Origin of the sequence: Aminobacter sp. MDW-2 (assembly GCF_014250155.1) — a bacterium.
In the GTDB taxonomy this organism is placed as follows: domain Bacteria; phylum Pseudomonadota; class Alphaproteobacteria; order Rhizobiales; family Rhizobiaceae; genus Aminobacter; species Aminobacter ciceronei.
In genome coordinates this window covers 3,142,510-3,160,799 of the sequence record NZ_CP060197.1, presented here as the reverse complement: position 1 = coordinate 3,160,799, position 18,290 = coordinate 3,142,510, and the positions used below count along the sequence as shown (strand labels likewise).

Below are 18,290 nucleotides of genomic sequence, written 5' to 3'. Positions count from 1 at the left end.
CGGGCACTAGCCGAGGCGATCATGCCGCGCGACTGATCCGCGCAAGCCGAGGAACCGTCACCGATCCCTTGCGGAGTCTGGCACGCGATTTACGTAAAAGTCAATCGAGCACAACTATCCCGGAGCGGCTCCGAGATGCAGCCACCAGGTGGCGAGACTGAGGAAGGCCAGGAAGCCGATGACGTCGGTTATCATCGTCGTGAAGATCGATGACGAGATCGCCGGATCGGCGCCGAATTTGTCGAGCAGCAACGGAATGAGGATTCCGCCGAGTGCCGCCGCCAGCATGTTGAGGATCATCGCCGCGGCAATGACAAAGCCGAGGTCCGGGTTGTGGAACCACAGGCCGGCAACGAGGCCGAGGATGGTCGCGATGACCGCGCCGTTGAGCAGACCGACCATCACCTCGCGGCGAATGACGCGGCCGGCATTGTAGATGTCGAGGTCGCGGGTCGCGAGTGCGCGCACCGTCACCGTCATCGTCTGCGTGCCGGCATTGCCGCCGAGCGAGGCGACGATTGGCATCAGTGCCGCCAGTGCCACCATTTCCTCGATCGTCGCGCCGAACTGGCTGATGACGGATGCCGAGATGAAAGCGGTGCCGAGATTGACCAGCAGCCAGGGCACGCGCGAACGCGACGTCGCCGCCACCGTGTCGGACAGCTCTTCGTCGCCGACACCGCCCATGCGCAGCAAATCTTCCTCGGCCTCCTGCTGGATGACGTCGACGACATCGTCGATGGTCAGCACGCCGACAAGACGCTCGTTCTCATCGACGACGGCAGCGGAAAGCAGATCGTATTGCTCGAATTCGCGCGCCGCCTCTTCCTGGTCCATCGTTGCAGGAATGGCATGGCGCGTCTCGTGCATCACCTCTTCGATCTTGACTGCGCGCTTGGTGCGCAGGATCTGGTCGAGGTCGACAGCGCCGAGCAGCTTGAAGGTCGGGTCGATGACGAAGACCTGGCTGAAGCGGTCAGGCAGGTCCTTGTCGTCGCGCAGATAGTCGATCGTCTGGCCTATGCTCCAGAAAGGCGGCACGGCGACGAACTCGGTCTGCATGCGCCGGCCGGCCGATTCCTCGGGATAGTCGAGCGAACGGCGCAGCCGGATGCGTTCGGTGAACGGCAGCTGCGCCAGGATCTCGTCCTGGTCCTCGGTGTCGAGATCCTCGAGAATGTAGACCGCGTCGTCGGAATCGAGTTCCTGGACGGCCTGGGCGATCTGCTCGTTGGGCAGGTTGTCGACGATGTCGAGGCGGATCGCCTCGTCGACCTCGGTCAGCGCCGAGAAGTCGAAGTCCGAGCCCATCAACTCGACAAGCGCCAGCCGCTGCTCCGGCAGCAGCGCCTCCAGCAGGTCGCCAAGTTCGGACTGGTGCAGGACGGAGACGTCGCGCTTCAGCGTCAGCGTATCGCGGTCGGCGATCGCCGCCCCGATATGGGCCAGGAACGGCGCGAGAATCACCCCGTCATCGCCATAGATTTCGGCGCGGACAGCGTCAGCGGCGTCGGCGCCGTGGCTATGGTCGTTTCGGGCTTCCATCGGCGCTTCCCGCTTGCGGATTTCGGGATTCGAGGTGGGTTATCCCTAGCCCGCAAAGGGCCGGAATATCAAATGAAATACGGCCCGGACGCAGCACTTCGAACAGGCGGCGCGCGCCTGTCTCAATCAGGCCACATGGTCGGCGGCGCAGTGGCCGTGATCGGCCAGAACCTCGATGATGCGGCAGTCGCAGATACGGCCATGGCCGCACTCGTCGATCATGCGGGCGAGCTCGCCGCGCAGCCGCTTGAGCTTCTCGATGCGACGGTCGACCTCAAGCAGATGCGACTGGGCGATGCTGTCGGCCTGATGGCAGGAGGCCTGCGGCTCCTGTGACATGGCAAGCAGTTCGCGGATGTGATCGACTTCGAAGCCGAGTTCGCGGGCGTGGCGGATGAAATTCAGCCGGTCGATCTCGGTCTTGCCATAGCGGCGCTGGTTGCCCTCGGTGCGCGGCGGCGCGGCGATCAGCCCAATCTGTTCGTAGAAGCGGATCGTCGGCACTTTGACACCGGTTCGCCGCGCCAATTCGCCAATCGGCAGATTCATCGAAAAATCCTCTTGATCCTCTAGTGGCTAGAGATTCTAGCATCGCTTCATATAGGATTGAAAGGACCTGAAATGAACGACGCCAGCCACGGCAAGACACGCTTCCGCGTCGGCGGCATGGATTGCGCCTCTTGCGCAACCAAGATCGAAAACGCGGTCAGCCGCCTGCCCGGCATCACCGAGGTCGGCATTTCGGTGTCGGCTGGCACCATGATCGTCACCTATCAGGGCCCCGCCCCCTCCGCCGCCATCTCGAAACAGGTGAAGGCGCTTGGCTACTCGGTTGCCGAAGTGGGCGCAGCCAGGACCGCGGCACCGACGGCTCATGTCCATGAGCACGGCCCGAACTGCAGCCACGACCACGTCGGCCACGACCACAGCCATGACGACCACACCGGCCATGACCATGCAGGTCACGACCATTCCGGCCACGATCATGGCGACCATTCCGGACACGACCATGGCGCGGCGGCGGCAAATGTTGCCGGGGCCGGCCACGATCATTTCGACCTCGACGACGGCCCGTGGTGGACATCGCGCAAGGCCAAGCTCACCATCACCTGCGGTGCAGCACTTGTCGCCGCCTACGCCATCGGCCAGCTCTTGCCGCAGATCGGGCATTGGGCTTTTCTGGCAGCACTTGCGGTCGGCCTGGTGCCGGTCGCCCGCCGCGCTTATGCCGGTGCCATATCGGGCACGCCGTTCTCCATCGAGACCTTGATGACCATCGCCGCCGTCGGCGCGGTGTTCATCGGCGCGACCGAAGAAGCAACGATGGTCGTCCTGCTGTTCCTCATCGGCGAATTGCTCGAAGGCGTCGCCGCCCGCCGCGCACGCGCCAGCATTCGCGGCCTTGCCGACCTCGTTCCCAAGACCGCCCTGGTCGAGGAAGGTGGCACGACGCGCGAAGTAGCCGCCGACACGCTTCAGGTCGGCGCGATCATGCTGGTCCGGCCGGGCGACCGCGTTGCCGCCGACGGCACAATCGTCGAAGGATCGAGCACGCTCGACGAAGCCCCTGTCACTGGCGAGAGCGTGCCCAAGTCGAAGAGTGCAGGCGACGACGTCTTTGCCGGCACGATCAACACCGATGCGGTGCTCCGGGTCCGCGTTACCGCAGCTGCCGCCGACAACACCATTGCCCGCGTCATCAAGCTGGTCGAGGAAGCGCAGGAAAGCAAGGCGCCGACCGAGCGCTTCATCGACAGCTTCTCGCGCTATTACACCCCTGCGGTCCTCGTCGTCGGCGCGCTGGTCGCCATCCTGCCGCCTTTGGTTGCCGGCGGCGACTGGTCGGAGTGGATCTACAAGGGCCTCGCCATCCTGCTGATCGGCTGTCCCTGCGCGCTGGTCATCTCGACGCCTGCCGCGATCGCCGCCGGCCTGTCCGCCGGTGCCCGCCGCGGCCTGCTGCTCAAGGGCGGCGCCGTGCTCGAGGGCATGCGCCGCGTCACCACGGTCGCGCTCGACAAGACCGGCACGCTGACCGAAGGCAAGCCGAAAGTCACCGACATCATCGGCATCGGCCTCTCTGAGGCCAATGTCCTGTCGCGCGCCGCCGCATTGGAAACAGGCTCCAGCCATCCGCTGGCGCTGGCCATCCTCGGGCGCGCCAAGGCCGATGGCGTGCCAATACCACCGGCCAATGCCGCCAAGGCCATCGCCGGCAAGGGCGTGACAGCCAGGGTCGGCGGGGAGGAGGTTTTCCTCGCCTCACCTGGTGCTGCCGAAGAAATGGCCGGGCTGTCAGCCGAACAAAAGGCGCGGATCGCCGCCTTCAATGCCGACGGCAAGACAGTCTCGGTGCTGCTCGTCGACGGCAGGGTCGCGGGCATTCTCGCCATGCGTGACGAGCCGCGCGCCGATGCCATCGCCGCTCTCGCCCGGCTCAAGGACGATGGCATCGCCACAGTCATGCTGACCGGCGACAACGAGGCCACTGCCAAAGCCATCGGCAAGGGACTCGGCATCAACGTCCGCGCCGGGTTGATGCCAGACGACAAGCAGCGCATCGTGCGCGAACTGCAGAAGCAGGGCCAGGTTGTCGCCAAGGTCGGTGACGGCATCAACGACGCCCCTGCTTTGGCCGCGGCCGACTTCGGCGTCGCCATGGGCGGCGGCACAGATGTCGCGCTCGAAACGGCCGACGCCGCGATCCTGCATGGCCGCGTCAGCGACATCCCCGACATGATCGCACTGTCCAGGACAGTGATGGGCAACATCGCCCAGAACATCACCATCGCGCTCGGCCTCAAGGCGGTCTTCCTGGTGACGACGATCATGGGCATCACCGGCCTGTGGCCGGCGATCCTGGCCGACACAGGCGCGACCGTGCTGGTCACCGCAAACGCAATGCGCCTGCTCGCCTGGCGCGGGCGCTGACGAAAGCCGGCTCTGCCAGGTCTCAAGCGCGCAGAGCCGCCCCGGCACACTGCTTCAGCTCGCGAGCTTGCCCGGCTCCACCATCCCTGGGCATCGCCGCCTGGCCGGCGGCGATGCGGCGCACGTCACCGCCGACGCCACGCCCTGTTCGCATGGCGTCGGCCCTTAAGACAGACACCACGACTTGAGCGCGACGGAATGTGTGTTATCGTCCCTGCATTGCGAAGGGACGATCGCAGTGTACCGTGGATAACATGCGCGCACTGAATGTCGTCACAAGCACCTGCCCCTGAACTTGCCACCATCGTCATTGGCTACCGGGCCCCGGCGGAAATCGTCGGCGCCGTCCGCTCGTTACGCGAACAGTCGGTGGCGACCGACATTCTCGTCGTCAATTCCGGCGGCGGTGACATCGGCGCCCTGCTCCGCCGCCACGGCCTCGACGTCGCCTTCGTCGAATTCGAGGAGCGCCTTTATGTCGGTGCCGCCAGAAACCGCGGCATCGAACGAACCAGGGCGCCCTACGTCGCCTTCCTCGCCGATGATTGCCGCGCCGCACCCGGCTGGGTCGAGCGCCGCCTTGCACGCCATAAGGCCGGCGCGCCTGTCGTCGCCAGTGCTGTGATAAACAGCAAGCCGCAAAATCTGGTCGCCTGCGCCGCCCATCTCAGCCTGTTCATGCGCCGCCTGCCCGGATTGCCGGAGGAACAGGCGATTCGCTATGGCGTCTCCTTCGAGCGCGGCCTGTTTGCGCGTCATGGCCTCTATGACGAGACGATGGCGACCGGCGAGGACAGCGAATTCCTGTTGCGCCTGCCCGCCGAACTCAAGCCGGCCTGGGATGGCGACATAAGAACGGTCCACCTCAACGAAACGAGGATCTTGCGCTTGCTGATCGACCAGTATCAGCGCGGTACCAACTACGGCCGTGAAATGCACCGGCTGTCCGGCAAATCCTTGCGCAAGATCGCCCGCGATGTGCTGCGCCAGCACCGCCCCGCCCGCCAACTGGCCATGGCGGGGCTCTCCGGCGACGAACTCATCCAGACGCTGCGGGCCATGCCCATCCTGCGGCTCAGCCTGCTCGCCAAGGCCGCCGGCGTTTTGATGGCGGCCGACAGCAGGGGCAAATCTGTCATCGCTCCCCTCAGCCGGCACGGGGTGCGGCCATGATCACCGTTACGGCCAAGCCACAGCGCCGACGCCGTTGGCGCGATCTTTTCCGCCGCCGGCAGACGGTACTTGCCGTTTTCAGCTACCGCTACGACGCCCATCTGGTGCCCGACCTGCTGACCAACATCGATCCGATCGTCGACGGCTGGGTCGCGCTGGACGACCGCGCCTCCACCGGGATTGTCAGCAGCGAGTTCGAGCGCCAGCGCACCCTTATTGGTGCCGCGCGGACCGCCGGCGCCGACTGGATTCTTGCCATGGATCCGGACGAGCGATTCGAGATCGGCGCTGCGACCGCCATTCGTAGGCTGCTGTATCCGCGCAAGCCGACGGCCTGGGGCTTCAACCTGCGCGAACTCTACGAAGCAGACGCCTATCGCGTCGACGGCATCTGGGGCCAGAAGGTCCGCTACCGGCTCTTCCCCGTCTTTGATGCAGCCGAACTGCCCGACCGTGGCATGCATGCATGCTGGTATCCGCGCGACGGCCGCTATCTCGAGCGGCACTGCGACCTGAACCTCTATCATCTCAAGATGATCGCCCCGGCCAGACGGTTGGCACGCCGGGATCTCTACAATCATCTCGATCCGGAGCTTCGCGACCAGCCGATCGGCTACGACTATCTTGCCGACGAAACAGGCGCCCGCTTCGAAACGATTCCGCAGGGCCGCACCTACGCGCCGCCACATCATGATGACGGAGGCTTGTGGATGGCCGACCTGGCTGCAGCAGTTCAGACGGAACCTTAAAAACGGCCGTCAACATCCTGCACGTGTTTGATGATTGAGGAGTTTCCGGCTTTTCAGCCTGCCGGCGCGTCTGGCCGGTGAAGCGGATATTTCCGCTTAGGAGTGACTGGTGCGGTCGAGAAGACTCGAACTTCCACGGGTTGCCCCACAGCGACCTCAACGCTGCGCGTCTACCAATTCCGCCACGACCGCACTGTCACGAAGGGCCGGTCCGAACCGGCTCGCGGCATGTAGCAAATCGTTTCCGGGGAAACAAGCGCCCTGTGCGATATTCGTCCATCATTCTTGCATACCCCAAGGGAAGCCGCATGACGGAGGCTGCGATAGCCGGCTTTCTAAGCCTGACCACTGGACGTTTTATCCCCAAGCCGCCATATCAGGTCGACGAACGGACCCCCAGAATGACCGAACGCAGCCTGATCGCCACGTCGTTTCTTGCCCTTCCCGGTTCAGCACCGGTCGAATGGCGAATCGAACCAGGCCTGACGCCCTACGATCAGGCGCTCGCCTTCATGGAACAGCGCGCAGATGCGATTCGCCAGGGCACATCAGGCGAGATGGTCTGGCTTGTCGAGCACCCGCCTGTTTACACCGCCGGCACCAGCGCCCAGGAACAGGACCTTGTCGAGCCCGACCGGTTTCCCGTCTTCAAGACCGGGCGAGGTGGCGAATACACCTATCATGGGCCCGGCCAACGCGTGGCCTATGTCATGCTCGACCTCAAGCGAAGGCGCGAGGACGTCCGCGCCTTCGTTGCGGCACTCGAAGCCTGGATCATTTCGGCGCTTGCCGCCTTCAACGTGAAGGGCGAACGGCGCGAGGACCGCGTCGGCGTCTGGGTGGTGCGGCCCGACCGCCCGGCCCTGCCTGACGGCTCGCCGGCGGAAGACAAGATCGCAGCCATCGGCATCCGTCTTCGCCGCTGGGTTAGTTTCCACGGCATCGCCATCAACGTCGAACCGGAGCTCGGCCATTTCTCCGGCATCGTGCCGTGCGGCGTCACCGACCACGGCGTTACCAGCCTCGTCGACCTTGGCCTACCGGTGACCATTGATGACCTGGATGTCGCGCTTAAAACTGCCTTCGAAGAGATATTCGGGCCGGCCGAAACCACCGCGACCGTTGTCCGGAAGACGGCCTGAGGCCGCCTTCCCGCGCGGCAGCTGAGATCCGCGCTTGATTCAACTCATTTTGCGCTAGGCGGCGCTGGCTCAGTCTTTTCCGTCGTGGCGATTTCAGCCCGCACGGTGTCGGCATCGAGTTAACCCGGTGCCCTGTTTCAGGTTGGGATCCAGCGAGTGCTGCCCAACAGGCACTCCAATCAGAGTGCGCCGATCCACACAGCCATGGTGACAAGGAAGGTGCTCATGCAGACCATCGAAATGACATCCTGTACCAGCTCGGTCATCTGTTGCTCCTGTTTTTAATATGTTCGTAATTTGTTCTATTTTTGTTCAAATGTCAACGCGAGCCATTGCATCCGGCAGCAGCCACTCGCCGCAACCGATTCGACAGTAAATGAAGGGTTTATCCAGGCGAACCGAGACCTTCGCCCGTTAACGAACAGGCGACGGCATCATCAGGCGATAGGGACAGCGGTTGAGAACAGATTCGTCCGGCTCAAGCGCCGGGCGTCTTCGGCAAGCGTCAGTGGCGCTCGACGCCCTTGAGTTCGATGACATGCTCGATGCCCATCATTCATACCTCAGGGCTTCGACCGGATCGAGCGCGGCCGCCCGCCATGCCGGAACCAACGTCGCCAGGAACGACAGCACCAGTGCCATCAGCACCACCGAGATGGTCTCGCCGACATCCATCTTGGCCGGCAGCTGGCTGAGGAAATAGAGCTCGGGGTTGAACAGCACGGTACCCGACAGCCAGGAAAAGAACTGCCTGATGCGCTCGACATTGAGGCAGATGACCACGCCGAGCAGCACGCCGGCGAGCGTGCCGGTCATGCCGATGGCAGCTCCCGTCATCAGGAAGATGCGCATCACCGCACCGCGTGTCGCCCCCATCGTGCGCAGGATGGCGATGTCGTGGCCCTTGTCCTTCACCAGCATGATCAGGCCGGAAATGATGTTCAGCGCCGCCACCAGCACGATCAGCGTCAGGATCATGAACATGACGTTGCGCTGGACCTGCAGAGCCGAAAAGAAGGTCTGGTTGCGCTCGCGCCAGTCGGTCAGGAAGATCGGCCGCTGTACTGCCTCCTCCACCTTGGACCTGATCCCGTCAATATTGTCGGGATCGTCGAGATAGACCTCGAGGCTCTGCGCCTTGCCTTCGGAGTTGAAGTACGTCTGCGCTTCAGACAACGGCATGAACACGATCGAGGCGTCGTATTCCGACATGCCGACTTCGAAGATCGCCGTGACCGTATAGCCTTGCAGGCGTGGCGTCGTGCCAAGCTGACTGCCATCGCCGTCAGGCGCGATCACCGTAATGATGTCGCCCAGCGCCAGGCCGTGATTCCTAGCCATGCGGCTGCCGATTGCGACGCCGCCGGCCGTATCGAAACCGGCGATGGCCCCCTGTTTGATGTTATTGGCAACCAGCGTGATCTTGCCGAGATCCTCTCCGCGGATGCCGCGCACCAGCGCGCCGGAACCGGCGCCGACATTGCCCCGTGCCAGCACCTGACCTTCGACCAGTGGAATGGCGTATTTGACGCCTGGGACGCCATTGATCCGCCTGGCAAGCTCGGCATAGTCCTCCAGCGGCAAATCGACCGGCGTGACGATGAGATGGCCGTTGATGCCAAGAATCCGCGAAAGCAGCTCCGCTCGAAAACCGTTCAACACCGCCATCACGACAATCAGCGTGGCGACACCCAGCATGATGCCAAGGAAAGAGATCGAGGCGATCACCGATACCATCGTTTCGTTGCGACGCGAGCGCAGATAGCGCCACGCCACCATGCGCTCGAAACTCGAAAAAGGTCCGGCGCCTGCCGGCTTGGCTGCGGTTGTCTGGCTCATGCGGCAACGCCCAGGCGCTGGAGGGTGCTGGCCAGTCGCACCGTTTCGCGCGTGTCGCTCTTGCGGTTGATTTCGACCTCGCCGGCGGCAACACGACGCGGTCCGACGATGACCTGCCGGGGCAGGAAACTGCACGACAAACGCATGGGCTGGTCCGCAAAATGAGGAACGTTGCGCCGGAATCGGCGCACAACTTCAGTGCACAGGCTTCATAGCCATTTCGTGGCGGAATGGAAACTCGCGGGCGCGAGGCAACCGCAGAGCATGCGGCCGCGTTAGCCTGCCTTGTGAGAAGGCCGCGGACCACCAGCGGTAACGGACCGCACGAGATGCGAAGCGGGCAGCAGCTCGCTTCTGGAGACACCGTGGACGGAAGAAAGGCAGCCCTACAAGGGCACGATCTTGCCTTCGGAAAGCGTAACGCGACGATCCATGCGTCCTGCAAGCTCGTGGTTGTGGGTGGCGATCAGGGCCGCCAAGCCCGACTGCCGCACAAGTGCTGAAAGCGCGTCGAAGACATAACCCGCCGTCACCGGATCGAGATTGCCGGTCGGCTCGTCGGCCAAAAGCACCAGCGGCGCATTGGCCACCGCGCGTGCAATCGCCACACGCTGCTGTTCGCCGCCTGACAGCTCCGACGGCCTATGCTGCGCCCGCTTGCCGATCTTCATGTAGTCGAGCAGCATACCGGCACGCTCGGCCGCTTCTTTGCGCGACAGGCCCTTCACCAGTTGCGGCATCATCACATTCTCCTGCGCGGAGAATTCGGGCAGCAGGTGATGGAACTGATAGACGAAGCCGACGTCGTTGCGACGGATGGCGGTACGCTCATCGTCCGACAGCCGCCCGCAGGCACGCCCATTCAGGATGACGTCGCCGGCGTCGGGCCGCTCGAGCAGCCCTGCTGTGTGCAGCAACGTCGACTTGCCGGCACCCGAAGGCGCCACCAGCGCCACCATCTCGCCGGGCTTCAGCGCGAAGCTGGCATTGTTGAGGATCGTCAGCTTGCGCGAACCCTGCTCATAGTGGCGCTCGACGCCCTTGAGCTCGATGACATGCTCGATGCCCATCATTCGTACCTCAGGGCTTCGACCGGATCGAGCGTTGCCGCCCGCCATGCCGGAAACAGCGTCGCCAGGAACGACAGCACCAGTGCCATCAGCACAACAGAGATGGTCTCGCTCATGTCCATCTTGGCCGGCAGCTGGCTGAGGAAATAGAGCTCGGGGTTGAACAGCACGGTGCCCGACAGCCAGGAGAAGAACTGCCTGATGCGCTCGACATTGAGGCAGATGACGACGCCGAGCAGCACGCCGGCGAGCGTGCCGGTCATGCCGATGGCAGCTCCCGTCATCAGGAAGATTCGCATAACCGCGCCGCGCGTCGCCCCCATCGTGCGCAGGATGGCGATGTCGTGGCCCTTGTCCTTCACGAGCATGATCAGGCCGGAAATGATGTTGAGCGCCGCCACCAGCACGATCAGCGTCAGGATCATGAACATGACGTTGCGCTCGACCTGCAGCGCCGAAAAGAAGGTCTGGTTGCGCTCGCGCCAGTCGGTGAGGAAGATCGGCCGTTGCGCCGCTTCCTCGACCTTGGGTTTCAGCGCGTCGACATTGTCGGGATTGTCGACATAAATCTCGATCGAGCCGACCTTGCCTTCGGAGTTGAAGTAGAGCTGCGCCTCGTTGAGCGGCATGAACACGATCGAGCTGTCATATTCCGACATGCCGACTTCGAAGATGCCGGTGATCGGATAAGCCTTGGCTCTCGGCGTCGTTCCCATCGGTGTCACGTCGCCGTCGGGCGAAATCAGCCGGATGGAATCGCCCAGAACCAGCCCCATGTTCTCGGCCATGCGCTTGCCGATCACCACGCCCTCGCCCTGGTCGAAGCCAACGATCGAGCCCTGCCTGATGTTGTTGGCGACCAAGGTCACCTTGCCCAAGTCGTCGCCCCTGATGCCACGCACCAGTGCGCCGGAACCGGCGCCGACATTGCCCTGGGCAAGCACCTGGCCCTCGACCAGCGGGATCGCGTATTTCACGCCCGCCACGCCATTGATGCGGTCAGCGACCGCTGCATAATCCTCGAGCGGCGTGTCGGTCGCGGTTACGACAAGATGGCCGTTGACGCCAAGGATGCGGGTCAGCAGCTCGGCGCGAAAACCGTTCATCACCGCCATCACCACGATCAGCGTGGCGACACCCAGCATGATGCCAAGGAAGGAGATCGAAGCGATGACGGAAATCACCGTCTCCTTGCGCTTCGAACGCAGGTAGCGCCATGCCACCATGCGTTCGAACACCGAGAAAGGCCCAGCCCCTGCCGGTTTCGCCGCCACCGCCTGGTTCATGCGTTGGCGCCCAGCTTGGCCAGCGCCTCGGCCACCGGCAGCGTCAGGCGCTCGCCGGACTTGCGGTTCTTGATCTCGACCTCGCCGGCAGCCGCACCACGCGGGCCGACGATGACCTGCCAGGGCAGGCCGATCAGATCGGCGGTCGCGAACTTGCCGCCCGCGCGCTGGTCGGTATCGTCATAGAGCACGTCCTTGCCGGCCGCTTCGAACGCCTTGTAGAGCTCGTCGCAGATGCGGTCGCAGTCGGCGTCGCCGACCTTCATGTTGATCAGGCCGATGTCGAACGGCGCCACGGCCTCCGGCCAGATGATGCCGTTCTCGTCGTGGCTTGCCTCGATGATCGCTGCGATCAGGCGGCTCGGGCCGATGCCGTAGGAGCCCATCGACACGAAATGCTCCTTGCCGTCGGGGCCCATGACCTTGGCGCCCATGGGCTTGGAATATTTCTCGCCGAAGTGAAAGATGTGGCCGACCTCGATGCCGCGCGCCGATACCTTGTCGGCCTCGGGCACCGCCGCCCAGGCGGCCTCGTCATGCATCTCTTCGGTTGCCGCATAAGGCGTCGTCCACTGCTTGACGATGCCGTCGATCTCGCCGTCATTGGCGAAATCGGTCGCAGCGCCCGGCACAGGTAAAGCAAGGTAGTCGCGGTGGCAGAACACCTGGCTTTCGCCCGTCTCGGCCAGGATGATGAATTCGTGGCTGAGATCGCCGCCGATCGGGCCGGTGTCGGCGCGCATCGGGATCGCCTGCAGGCCCATCCGGGTGAAGGTGCGCAGGTAGGAAACGAACATGCGGTTGTAGGCAGCTTTCGCGCCTTCGTAGTCGAGGTCGAACGAGTAGGCGTCCTTCATCAGGAATTCGCGCGAACGCATGACGCCGAAGCGCGGACGCATCTCGTCGCGGAACTTCCACTGTATGTGGTACAGGTTGAGCGGCAGATCCTTGTAGGACTTGACGTAGGACCGGAAGATTTCCGTGACCATCTCTTCATTGGTCGGGCCGAACAGCATGTCGCGTTCGTTGCGATCCTTGATGCGCAGCATCTCCTTGCCGTAGTCGTCATAGCGGCCGCTTTCGCGCCACAGCTCGGCCGACTGGATGGTCGGCATCAGGATTTCCAGCGCCCCTGCCCGGTCCTGCTCCTCGCGCACGATGCGGCAGATCTTGTCGAGCACACGCTTGCCCAGCGGCAACCAGGAGAAGCTGCCCTGGCCCTGCTGCCTGATCATGCCCGCGCGCAACATCAACCGGTGCGAAACGATCTCCGCCTCGCGGGGATTCTCTTTCAGGATGGGCAGGAAATAGCGCGACAGACGCATCGAATGTTCCATGAAATCGGTGATGCCGGAATCGGCATGACAAGGAGGCTTGCTTGAACGGGCTTCATAGCCATTTCAAGGCGGAATGAAAACCCGCGCATGCCGTTTCGACGCAGCGTCACAATGCGCTTTGTGGTTGATCGAGGGCACTTGCCAATCAATTGTGCAACGCAGCACAGGATTGCCCGCCAGGAAGCAAAATTCCGCGTGACAATTCATTTCGGCTTGGTCTAATGTGCCCCGATAACCGAGAGGGCGGAGAAAAAATCCGCTCTCCTACGCGGTCAAAGTCTTGGGAGGATGCGATCTAGGCGCGATAACTCGCTGCCGCCGGCAACGGAAAGCAGATCGGACGCGTTTAAATTGCAAGGCTTCGTGCCTTGCATTTTTTTTGGGCAATCATCAGCTTATGCTGCTTCGCTGAGAAGCAACACTAACTGCGTTCCCCTCCCCTAGGAATGCGTCAATTGATCTCGGGAATGAAATGCGTCAATTGATCTCGGGAATGAACTGCGGGAAATCGTCGAAGCTGTAGCCCAGCCCCTTGGTGACGAAATAGAACGCCCCGATCACCACAGCGGTCACCACCGTCGTCCACAGCATAGCGCGCAGCATATGCGGTCCACGCGGCGCACTTGCCTCCGTGCCGAGCGTCACGTCACGGTCGTCGTCCTGGGTCTTCAGGCCAAAAGGCAGGATGGCGAACAAGGTCAGCCACCAGAAGACAAAATACATCGCTGCGAGTGATACCCAGGTCATACCTGCTCCAGTTCTACCAGCGTGCCCTGGAAATCCTTGGGGTGGAGAAACAGCACCGGCTTGCCGTGCGCCCCAATCTTCGGATTGCCGTCGCCGAGCACCCGAGCGCCCGTCGCCTTGAGACGGTCGCGCGCGGCCAGAATGTCGTCAACCTCGTAGCAGACATGGTGCATGCCGCCCGACGGGCTTTTGGCCAGGAACGCCGCAATCGGCGACCCCTCGCCCAGCGGCTCGAGCAGCTCGATCTTGGTGTTGCCGACGTCGATGAAGACCACGGTCACGCCATGCTCCGGCAGCGCCTGCGGCGCGCCGACATTGGCGCCGAGCGTATCGCGATAGACAGCACTTGCCGCTGTGAGGTCGGGCACGGCGATCGCGACGTGGTTGAGACGTCCAAGCATGGTTCCAAATCCCAGCGAATGGCTACCAGTGAGCGCAGAACAGGACGAAACGGCCACAACAGCCGTCTGTTGCCTATTCCCCACTCCCTGTCCGCTCACCTCGTGACGAACACCGTCACCAGCGGTTTCTTGCCCCAGGCTTCGTTGGCGGCACCGCGCACAGCGCGACGCACGGCTTCCTGCACCAGGTCGAGGTCTTTTCGCCGCGCGCGGGGTATCGAGTCCACGGCGCCGATTGCCGCATCGAGCATCAGCTCCTCGAGATCTTCGCCGGCAGCATCGGTTTCGGCGACGCCGATCGCCACCAGATCCGGGTCGCCGGCGAGCTCGTACTTGTCGTCGAGCACGACGTTGACTGCAACATGGCCGGCAAACGACAGCTTGCGCCGGTCGCGAATGCCCATTGCCTCGTCGGAACCGATCAGCTTGCCATCCTTGTAGACGCGGCCGAACGGCACCTGGTCGATGATCTCGGCAGCTCCCGGCCACAGCCTCAGCATGTCGCCGTCGCGGATCTGCGCCACCTCGGGAATGCCCGACAGCGACATCAACGAACCCTGACCGACAAGGTGGGCGGCCTCGCCATGCACCGGCACGCCGATGCGCGGGCGAACCCACTCATACATGCGCTTGAGTTCCGAGCGGCGTGGATGGCCGGAGACGTGGACCAGCGCGTCACCGTCCTCGATGATCTTGATGCCTTGGTCGATGAGCAGGTTCTTGATCTCGAGGATCGCCTTCTCGTTACCAGGAATGGTGCGCGAGGAAAACACCACGGTGTCGCCGGGCGAAAGCGCCACCGACTTCATCTCGTCACGCGCCAGCTTGGCGAGTGCTGCGCGCGGCTCGCCCTGGCTGCCGGTACAGATGACGACGAGATTTTCGCGCGGAATGTAGCCGTAATCCTCTTCGGATACGAACTCGGGCAGCCCATCCATGTAGCCGAGTTCGCTCGACACGTCGATGACGCGCTTGAGCGAACGGCCCATGACGAGAACCTGTCGACCGGCATCGCGCGCGGCTTCCGCGATCGAGCGGATGCGACCGACATTGGACGAGAAGGTCGTGACCGCGACACGGCCCTTGGCTTCCTCAATGACCTTGCGCAGCCCCTGCCCGACCTGCTGCTCGGACGGCGAGTCGCCCTCGCGCAGCGCATTGGTCGAATCGCAGACGAGTGCCAGCACGCCCTTGTCGCCATAGGCGCGGAAGCGAGCCTCGTCGGTCATCGGGCCGATTTCGGGCGCGGGATCGATCTTCCAGTCGCCGGTATGGATCACGGTGCCGGCCGGTGAGGTGATCGCCAGCGACACGGGCTCCGGGATCGAATGGCTGACAGCGATCGCCTCGATCTCGAACGGACCGACGGTGAATTTTTCGCCGGCACGGTAGACAGTCACCGGGATCTTCGGCGCACCCTGCTCCGACTGGCGCTTGGCTTCCAGCAGGCCGGCGGCGAACGGCGTCATCCACACAGGTGCCTTCAGCTTCGGCCAGGTGTCGTGCAGCGCACCATAATGGTCTTCATGCGCATGCGTGATGATGATGCCGCGGAGGTTTTCCAGCTGCTCCTCGATGAAGCGCGTGTCGGGCAGCACAAGGTCGACGCCGGGCAGCGTCGCATCGGGGAACGTCACGCCGACGTCGATGATGATCCATTCACGCTTGTTCGCCGGGCCGAAGCCATAGAGAGCGAAGTTCATGCCGATCTCGCCGACACCGCCCAGCGGCACGAATACGAGCTCGGCTTTTTCCGCTTTAGCCATACCAGAAATCCTTTCAGGCCTGTCAGGCCGCGCCGGCCGAAGCAACCGCGCCGAAATGCACGTCGCCGGCGGCGATCTTTACCGCCTCACCTTTAGTGTCACGGATCACGAAGCGGCAATCCTCGTCGATGGTCTCGAAGACGCCGCGCACCACATTTCCCTCGATCCGCACGGCGACTTCGCTGCCGAGGCCGGCCGCGCGCCCAAGCCAGCGCTTGCGGATCGCCGCCAGTCCCCTGCCGCCGGCCCAGATGCGTTCGTTCTCGCTCCAGGCATCGGAAAGCGCCAGGAACAGGGTCTCGGCATCGACGCCTGCCCCCAGGCTGGCGAGCGAGGTCGCGGGATAAGGCACTTCGGTCGGATGCGCCACGACATTGACGCCGATGCCTATGGCGATCGCCAGCCTGCCTTGCCCGAGCAATGTCGATTCAAGCAGGATGCCGGCAAGCTTGGCGCCGGAAGCCAAGACGTCGTTCGGCCATTTCAGCTCGAAACGCTTGACGCCCTGCCCGCTGCCGCCGTCGACGCCGACCGAAAAGCGCGCATTCGGCGCAACTGCGTCGAGTGCATCGGCAAGCGCCAATCCGGCGACGAAGCCAAGCGTCGCCGCATATTGCAGGTCGTGGTCGAGAACCTTGAGCAGGGTCGCTGCGAGATTGCCTTCCGGCGTCGCCCAGGCGCGGCCACGTCGGCCACGCCCGCTTTCCTGTTTCTTCGAAACGACCCAGAGTTTTCCAGGGTCGCCGGCCATCGCCCGTTCCAGCGCCAGTGCGTTGGTCGAGCCCACGGCGTCATGGGCTTCGAGGCGGAAACCGTCGGCAGTTGCTGTCGGTGCGAGCTGGAACCCCATACCGTCAGAAGAAGGTCTTGGCAGCAGCTTCCGCCATCTGCCCGATCGGGCCGCCGATCAGCACGTAGAACAGAACGAACGCACCCGACAGGCCGAGCACGAGCCGAAGCTCGCCCGCCATCGGCTGGAAACCGCCAACCGGCTCATCGAACCACATGATCTTGATGATGCGCAGATAGTAGAACGCACCGACCACCGAAGCCAGCACGCCGATGACCGCCAGCGCGTAGAGATTGGCGTTGATCGCGGCGAGGAAGACGTACCACTTCCCCCAGAAGCCCGCGAGCGGCGGGATGCCGGCCAGCGAGAACATCAGGATGGTCAGGATCGTCGCCATGACAGGATTGGTCGACGAAAGGCCTGCGAGATCTGAGATCTGCTCGACATTGCCGTCCTTGCGTCGCATGGCGAGGATGAAGGCGAAGGTGCCGAGCGTCATCACCAGGTAGATCAGCATGTAGATGACCACGCCGCGCACGCCGGCTTCACTGTTGGCGGCAAGGCCGACAAGCGCGTAGCCCATGTGGCCGATCGACGAATAGGCCATCAGGCGCTTGATGTTCTTCTGGCCGATCGCGGCGAAGGCGCCGAGCGCCATCGAGGCGATCGAGACGAAGACGATAATCTGCTGCCAGTCGGTACCGATCGGCTCGAACGCGCCCATGGTGACACGCACGATCAGCGCCATCGCCGCCATCTTCGGAGCAGCGGCGAAGAATGCCGTGACCGGCGTCGGCGCGCCTTCATAGACGTCGGGTGTCCACATGTGGAACGGCACCGCCGAGATCTTGAAGCACAGGCCGGCAAGCACGAAGACCAGGCCGAAGACCAGGCCGAGCTGGCGCTCGCCACCGGTCAGGGCCGCGGCAATCGCCTCGAACGAGGTGTGACCGGTGTAGCCGTAGACGAGGCTGATGCCGTAGAGCAGCATGCCCGAAGACAGCGCGCCGAGGACGAAGTACTTGAGGCCAGCTTCGGTCGATCGCACGTTGTCGCGGTTGATCGCGGCAATGACGTAGAGCGCCAGCGACTGCAGCTCGAGGCCGAGATAGAGCGCCAGCATGTCGTTGGCCGAGATCATCAAGAGCATGCCGAGCGTCGCCAGCAGCACCAGCACCGGGAACTCGAACTTGTCGAACTTCTCGGCCTTGGCGAAACCAACCGACATGATCAGCGTCACCGCGGCACCCAGCAGTGTCAGGAATTTCATGAAGCGTGCGAAGGCATCGGAAACGAAGGCCGTGCCGTAGCCCGAGCCGTCATGGCCGAACACCAGCATCCAGGCGCCGGCCGCCACCAGCAGGGCGACGGCAAGGCCGGTCACGGTCGAGTTGGCGCGCTCGCCGGAGAACACGCCGATCATCAGAAGCGCCAGCGCGCCCAGGGCGATGATCAGCTCCGGTGCGGAGAGCGAGAGGCTCGAAAGGAGTTCGGGCGTCATGGTTCGCAAAACC

16 protein-coding genes and 1 tRNA gene are annotated in these 18,290 nt (G+C 63.5%); 4 read left to right on the top strand and 13 right to left on the bottom strand.

The features are described 5' to 3' along the window. Positions 1 to 114: 114 nt before the first annotated feature. Together mgtE and H5P29_RS15440 are read right to left on the bottom strand one after the other, a co-directional pair. Positions 115 to 1,545, bottom strand: coding sequence for a magnesium transporter (gene mgtE, locus H5P29_RS15445; RefSeq protein WP_154383898.1), 1,431 nt, complete (start codon positions 1,543 to 1,545; stop codon positions 115 to 117). Between the two features lie 126 nt (positions 1,546 to 1,671). Beyond that, complete coding sequence (locus H5P29_RS15440) at positions 1,672 to 2,094, bottom strand: helix-turn-helix domain-containing protein (protein ID WP_154383897.1); 423 nt, start codon at positions 2,092 to 2,094, stop codon at positions 1,672 to 1,674. A 72-nt stretch (positions 2,095 to 2,166) separates the two neighbouring features. Between H5P29_RS15440 and H5P29_RS15435 the strand changes: the two genes are divergently transcribed. From H5P29_RS15435 to H5P29_RS15425, 3 genes are all read left to right on the top strand, one after another. Continuing rightward, positions 2,167 to 4,476 (top strand): heavy metal translocating P-type ATPase, encoded by a 2,310-nt coding sequence (locus H5P29_RS15435; RefSeq protein ID WP_154383896.1) that lies wholly within the window; start codon positions 2,167 to 2,169, stop codon positions 4,474 to 4,476. 267 nt (positions 4,477 to 4,743) lie between these two features. Next, a complete protein-coding gene (locus H5P29_RS15430) occupies positions 4,744 to 5,649 on the top strand; it encodes a glycosyltransferase family 2 protein (RefSeq protein ID WP_154383895.1) in 906 nt (301 codons plus the stop codon). Next, entirely contained in the window at positions 5,646 to 6,398 is a 753-nt protein-coding gene (locus H5P29_RS15425; protein WP_154383894.1) for a hypothetical protein, read from the top strand. The genes H5P29_RS15430 and H5P29_RS15425 overlap by 4 nt, the downstream gene beginning before the upstream one ends. Positions 6,399 to 6,505: 107 nt before the next feature. Here the strand turns inward: H5P29_RS15425 and H5P29_RS15420 are convergent. Beyond that, positions 6,506 to 6,590: transfer RNA gene (locus H5P29_RS15420), tRNA-Leu, on the bottom strand. Between the two features lie 209 nt (positions 6,591 to 6,799). Here H5P29_RS15420 and lipB point away from each other — a divergent pair. Beyond that, positions 6,800 to 7,540, top strand: a complete 741-nt coding sequence (gene lipB, locus H5P29_RS15415) for a lipoyl(octanoyl) transferase LipB (protein ID WP_154383893.1) — start codon at positions 6,800 to 6,802, stop codon at positions 7,538 to 7,540. A 552-nt stretch (positions 7,541 to 8,092) separates the two neighbouring features. Here lipB and H5P29_RS15410 read toward each other — a convergent pair. The 10 genes from H5P29_RS15410 to nuoN all read right to left on the bottom strand — a co-directional run bounded on the left by H5P29_RS15410 (position 8,093) and on the right by nuoN (position 18,277). Beyond that, positions 8,093 to 9,379, bottom strand: a complete 1,287-nt coding sequence (locus H5P29_RS15410) for a lipoprotein-releasing ABC transporter permease subunit (RefSeq protein ID WP_154383892.1) — start codon at positions 9,377 to 9,379, stop codon at positions 8,093 to 8,095. Beyond that, on the bottom strand, positions 9,376 to 9,525 hold the full coding sequence (locus H5P29_RS15405) for a hypothetical protein (RefSeq protein WP_154383891.1): 150 nt from the start codon (positions 9,523 to 9,525) through the stop codon (positions 9,376 to 9,378). Before H5P29_RS15405 ends, H5P29_RS15410 begins: the two co-directional genes overlap by 4 nt. Before the next feature lie 240 nt (positions 9,526 to 9,765). Continuing rightward, positions 9,766 to 10,449 carry an ABC transporter ATP-binding protein gene (locus H5P29_RS15400; RefSeq protein ID WP_067960781.1) on the bottom strand — a complete coding sequence of 228 codons (684 nt, stop codon included), beginning with the start codon at positions 10,447 to 10,449 and terminating at the stop codon, positions 9,766 to 9,768. Further along, positions 10,449 to 11,735 (bottom strand): lipoprotein-releasing ABC transporter permease subunit, encoded by a 1,287-nt coding sequence (locus H5P29_RS15395; protein ID WP_067960776.1) that lies wholly within the window; start codon positions 11,733 to 11,735, stop codon positions 10,449 to 10,451. Before H5P29_RS15395 ends, H5P29_RS15400 begins: the two co-directional genes overlap by 1 nt. Next, positions 11,732 to 13,060, bottom strand: a complete 1,329-nt coding sequence (gene proS, locus H5P29_RS15390) for a proline--tRNA ligase (RefSeq protein ID WP_067966358.1) — start codon at positions 13,058 to 13,060, stop codon at positions 11,732 to 11,734. Before proS ends, H5P29_RS15395 begins: the two co-directional genes overlap by 4 nt. Positions 13,061 to 13,549: 489 nt before the next feature. Next, positions 13,550 to 13,819 (bottom strand): DUF1467 family protein, encoded by a 270-nt coding sequence (locus H5P29_RS15385; RefSeq protein WP_067960771.1) that lies wholly within the window; start codon positions 13,817 to 13,819, stop codon positions 13,550 to 13,552. Further along, a complete protein-coding gene (gene mce, locus H5P29_RS15380) occupies positions 13,816 to 14,220 on the bottom strand; it encodes a methylmalonyl-CoA epimerase (RefSeq protein ID WP_067960767.1) in 405 nt (134 codons plus the stop codon). The genes H5P29_RS15385 and mce overlap by 4 nt, the downstream gene beginning before the upstream one ends. Before the next feature lie 95 nt (positions 14,221 to 14,315). Then, positions 14,316 to 15,986 (bottom strand): ribonuclease J, encoded by a 1,671-nt coding sequence (locus tag H5P29_RS15375; RefSeq protein ID WP_067960765.1) that lies wholly within the window; start codon positions 15,984 to 15,986, stop codon positions 14,316 to 14,318. Between the two features lie 22 nt (positions 15,987 to 16,008). Continuing rightward, positions 16,009 to 16,836, bottom strand: a complete 828-nt coding sequence (locus H5P29_RS15370; protein WP_154383890.1) for a biotin--[acetyl-CoA-carboxylase] ligase — start codon at positions 16,834 to 16,836, stop codon at positions 16,009 to 16,011. A 4-nt stretch (positions 16,837 to 16,840) separates the two neighbouring features. Beyond that, positions 16,841 to 18,277, bottom strand: coding sequence for an NADH-quinone oxidoreductase subunit NuoN (gene nuoN, locus H5P29_RS15365; protein ID WP_154383889.1), 1,437 nt, complete (start codon positions 18,275 to 18,277; stop codon positions 16,841 to 16,843). Positions 18,278 to 18,290: the final 13 nt, after the last annotated feature.